At 63.4% G+C, this 3430-nt stretch carries 5 protein-coding genes; all 5 read right to left on the bottom strand.

Annotated features, from left to right (window positions below; genetic code table 11):
* Positions 1–850 (bottom strand): cytochrome c oxidase subunit 3 (locus Q0L57_RS08835; RefSeq protein ID WP_296741255.1); only part of this gene is annotated, 850 nt, incomplete at its 3' end.
* A 1-nt stretch (position 851) separates the two neighbouring features.
* On the bottom strand, positions 852–1484 hold the full coding sequence (locus Q0L57_RS08830) for a cytochrome c oxidase assembly protein (RefSeq protein WP_296741254.1): 633 nt from the start codon (positions 1482–1484) through the stop codon (positions 852–854).
* A gap of 7 nt (positions 1485–1491) precedes the next feature.
* Positions 1492–1674 carry a hypothetical protein gene (locus Q0L57_RS08825; protein ID WP_296741251.1) on the bottom strand — a complete coding sequence of 61 codons (183 nt, stop codon included), beginning with the start codon at positions 1672–1674 and terminating at the stop codon, positions 1492–1494.
* Positions 1671–2615, bottom strand: a complete 945-nt coding sequence (locus Q0L57_RS08820; RefSeq protein ID WP_296741248.1) for a heme o synthase — start codon at positions 2613–2615, stop codon at positions 1671–1673. The genes Q0L57_RS08825 and Q0L57_RS08820 overlap by 4 nt, the downstream gene beginning before the upstream one ends.
* 77 nt (positions 2616–2692) lie before the next feature.
* Positions 2693–3430, bottom strand: a 738-nt coding sequence (locus Q0L57_RS08815) for a cbb3-type cytochrome c oxidase subunit I (protein WP_296741246.1), incomplete at its 5' end; no start/stop codon positions are given.

The raw sequence follows: 3430 nt of genomic DNA, 5'->3' as shown, positions 1-3430 counted from the left end.
CCCAGACATAGATCGCGCTGAACAGGAACAGCCAGACCACGTCGACGAAGTGCCAATACCAGGCGGCCGCCTCGAAGCCGAAATGCTGCTTCGGGGTGAAGTCGCCGCGCATCGCGCGCACCAGACAGACGAGCAGGAAGATGGTACCGATGATGACGTGGAAGCCATGGAAACCGGTCGCCATGAAGAAGGTGGCGCCGTAGATCGAATCCTTGAACGCGAACGGGGCGTGCATGTACTCGTAGGCCTGCACCATGGTGAACAGCATGCCGAGGCCGACGGTCAGGACCAGGCCGTTGATCAGGCCCTTGCGGTCGCCGTGCAGCAGCGCGTGGTGCGCCCAGGTCACCGTCGTGCCCGACAGCAGCAGGATGATGGTGTTGTAGAGCGGCAGGTGGAAGGGGTCGAGAACCTCCATGCCCTTGGGCGGCCAGACACCGCCGGTGAAGGCGGCGCGGGCATATTGATTGGCTTCGCTCGGGAACAGGCTGGCATCGAAATAGGCCCAGAACCAGGCGACGAAGAACATCACCTCGGAGGCGATGAACATGATCATGCCGTAGCGCAGATGCAACGACACGACGCGCGTGTGGTGCCCCTCATGCGCTTCCTTGATGGTGTCCGACCACCAGGCGAACATCGTGTAGAGCACGATGATGATGCCGATGAAGAACAGCCACGGATTGGCGATGTTATGACCGAAGATCGGGAAGTTTCCGGCCTTGAGGTACTGCATCAGGCAGACGCCGCCCACGGCGGTCACCAGCGCGCCGATGGAGCCCAGGAAGGGCCACGGACTCGGGTTGACGAGATGGTAGTCGTGGTTCGGTTTTGCGTGCGCGTCTGCCATATCAACCCCCGAGGCTTGCTTCGGAATTGGAAACTTTGTTGTTGGTGCCAGCGGCAGGCGCCGAAGAGGCGACCGGCTGTTTCTTTTCGACCGGGAACATCGTGTAGGACAGGGTGATGGTCTTCAGGTCCTTCAGTTCCGGCACGTTGACGATGTCTGGATCAACATAGAACACGACCGGCATGTCCAGCGTCTCGCCGGGCTTCAGCGTGGTGTCGGTGAAGCAGAAGCACTCGACCTTGTTGAAATAGGCGCCGGCCATCTCAGGCTGCACGTTGAACGAAGCGCGGCCTGTGATCGGGCGGTCGAACTTGTTGGTGGCGCTGTAGTGCGCCTGCGTGGTCTCGCCGATCTTGATCGTCACCGAGCGCGCCACCGGCTCGAACTGCCATGGGATGCCGTTGGTGTTGGCGTCGAAGCGAATGGTAATGTCTCGGTCGAGCACGCGGCCGGCATACTGCTTCTCGGCGCGCTGCGTCGTGCCGCCGTAGCCGGTCGCCTGGCAGAACATCTTGTAGAGCGGCACCGCCGCATAGGCCATGCCGACCATGCCGGTGAAGAAGGCAACGCATACCGCCACAACGACGCGGTTGCTGTTCTTCCTGCCCGGCTTGCTGCTAGTCTCGCCGCTCATCGCCGCCTCACATCAGGCTTGTCGGCATCAGGGCCGATGCGTGATGGCCGAAGCGCACGATGGTGGCGATGTAGAAGATGATGACGAGCGCGGCCAAGGCCACGCCGATGGCGATAGAGCGGCTGCGCCGCGCCTTCTGCTGGCGTTCGGTCAAGGTGACCAGTTCGAGGTTCTTGTCGGCCACGATCATGCTCCCCCCATCATGAGGGCACGCCCGACCACGCTGTCGACGAGATAGGCGGCGAAGATTGCAAACAGATAAAGCAGCGAATAGCCGAACAGCGCCTTGGCCGGCTTCATCGCGCGGTCGCCGTCGGCCATGCCGAGCACTTTCCACGCGTACCAGACGAAGCCCACGCCGAGCGCGGCCGACACGGCGCCGTAGGCGGCGGTGGTGTAGCCGAGCATCCAGGGCAGCACGCCCACAGGCGCCAGGATCAGCGCATAGGCAAAGATCTGGCGGCGGGTCGAGGCCTGGCCGGCGACGTTCGGCATCATCGGGATGCCGGCACGTGCATAATCGTCGGACTTGAACAGCGCCAGCGCCCAGAAATGCGGCGGCGTCCACAGGAAGATGATGAGGAACAGGATCAGGCTTTCGAGGCTGACCGACCCCGTGACGGCTGCCCAGCCGATGATCGGCGGGAAGGCGCCGGCGGCGCCGCCGATGACGATGTTCTGCGGCGTCCAGCGCTTGAGCCACATCGTGTAGACGACGGCATAGAAGAAGATGGTGAAGGCGAGCAGCGCGGCCGACAGCCAGTTGATCAGCACGCCCAGCGTCATCACCGAGAGCGCCGACAGCACGAGGCCGAAGCTCAGCGCCTCGCCCGGCGTGACGCGGCCCGCCGGCACCGGACGGCTGGCGGTCCTGGTCATCACCGCGTCGATGTCGGCGTCGTACCACATGTTGAGCGCGCCGGAGGCCCCCGCGCCGATGGCGATTGCCAGGATGGCGATCACCGCCAGCAGCGGGTTGATGGAGACTGGCGCAGCGACCATGCCGACGAAGGCCGTGAACACGACCAGCGACATGACGCGCGGCTTCAACAGGGCGAAGAAATCGCCCGCGGTCGCTTCCGACATGCGAAAGCCCGCTTCCTCCATCAATCTGTCTTCGGCAAGGGCCATGCGTACTTAAAGTCCATTATTCCGTTGGCCAAGACCGCCGGGGAGAGCCGGCGGCCTCGTATTTACAGGAAGCCGCCTTACTTGATCTTCGGCAGCTGTTCCCACTGGTGGAACGGCGGCGGCGAAGGCAGCTGCCATTCGAGCGTGGTGGCACCCTCGCCCCACGGGTTGGCTCCGGCCACCCGCTTCTTCCGGAATGCCTCGAACACGCCGTAGAGGAAGATCGCAACGCCGACGGCCGAGATGTAGGAGCCGATGGACGAGACGAAGTTCCAGCCGGCGAACGCGTCCGGATAATCGACGGTACGGCGTGGCATGCCGGCGAGGCCGAGGAAGTGCTGCGGGAAGAAGATCAGGTTGACGCCAACGAACGTGACCCAGAAGTGGGTGTTGGCGATCACCGGCGAATACATGTAGCCGGTCATCTTCGGGAACCAGTAGTACCAGCCGGCGAAGATGGCGAACACGGCGCCCAGCGACAGCACGTAGTGGAAGTGGGCGATCACGAAGTAGGTGTCGTGCAGCGAGCGGTCGAGACCGGCATTGGCCAGCTGGACGCCGGTGACGCCACCGATCGTGAACAGGAAGATGAAGCCCAGCGCCCACAGCATCGGCGGCTTGAAGCTGATCGAGCCGCCCCACATCGTGGCGATCCAGGAGAAGATCTTCACGCCCGTCGGCACCGCGATGACCATGGTGGCGAACACGAAATAGCGCTGCGTGTCGAGCGACAGGCCGGTCGTGTACATGTGGTGCGCCCAGACGATGAAGCCGACGGCGCCGATCGCGACCATGGCGTAGGCCATGCCGAGATA

Origin of the sequence: Mesorhizobium sp. (assembly GCF_024509055.1) — a bacterium.
Taxonomy (GTDB): Bacteria; Pseudomonadota; Alphaproteobacteria; order Rhizobiales; family Rhizobiaceae; genus Mesorhizobium.
The sequence above is the reverse complement of the archived record's forward strand: the minus strand, read 5'-3'. Positions and strand labels throughout refer to the sequence as shown.